Annotated in this window: 1 protein-coding gene; it reads left to right on the top strand. The window is 65.2% G+C overall.

Translation table 11 applies throughout. From position 1 onward, the window contains the following. Positions 1-743, top strand: a 743-nt coding sequence (locus AACY08_RS27580; RefSeq protein WP_339472274.1) for an NAD-dependent epimerase/dehydratase family protein, incomplete at its 5' end; no start/stop codon positions are given. Positions 744-834 lie beyond the last annotated feature (91 nt).

Raw genomic sequence — 834 nt, 5'->3', positions numbered from 1 at the left:
CGCAGGCCGGGGTGCGCTATTCGATCGACAATCCGCGCGTCTATATCCATTCGAACATCGCCGGGCACCTCAACCTGCTCGAACTCGGGCGGCAGCGCGGCGTGGCGCATCTCGTTTATGCGTCGTCCTCGTCCATCTATGGCGGCGATGCGAGCGTACCCTTCAAGGTCGACGACCGCGCCGACCGCCCCTTGTCGCTCTACGCCGCGACCAAGCGCGCCGACGAGTTGATGAGCGAAACCTACGCGCATCTCTATCGCCTGCCGCAAACGGGGTTACGCTTCTTCACCGTCTATGGGCCGTGGGGGCGGCCCGACATGGCGATGTGGCTGTTCACCAGCGCGATCCTCGAAGGTCGCCCGATCCAGGTGTCCAATCACGGCGATATGCGGCGCGATTTCACCTATATCGACGATATCGTTGCCGGGATCGTCGCCTGCCTCGACCATCCGCCTGCCGATGACGGCAGCATCAAGGCCGGCGGCAGCCCGGCCCCGCACCGGCTCTACAATATCGGCAACCACCGCTCGGAACGGCTCGACCGGCTGATCGACCTGATCGAGGCGGCGTGCGGCAAGCCCGCCATCCGCATCAACGCGCCGATGCAGCCGGGCGACATGCCCGATACCTTCGCCGACATCAGCGCGATCCAGCACGACCTCGGCTTCGCACCGACCACCTCGATCGATGTCGGCGTGCCCCGTTTCGTGGATTGGTATCGCGGCTATGTCGAGCGCTGCTGAGCGCCCGATCAGCCCCGACCGCTCGAGCCTTATTTCAGCAGGTCGACCGCAAAAGCACGGACGGCTTCGCCAATATCCGCGCGCCCGACGG

The organism is Pseudomonas sp. EL_65y_Pfl1_R83, assembly GCF_963970695.1.
In the GTDB taxonomy this organism is placed as follows: Bacteria; Pseudomonadota; Gammaproteobacteria; order Pseudomonadales; family Pseudomonadaceae; genus Aquipseudomonas; species Aquipseudomonas tritici.
Note: the sequence above shows the minus strand (reverse complement) of the source record. Positions and strands in the feature narration are given on the sequence as shown.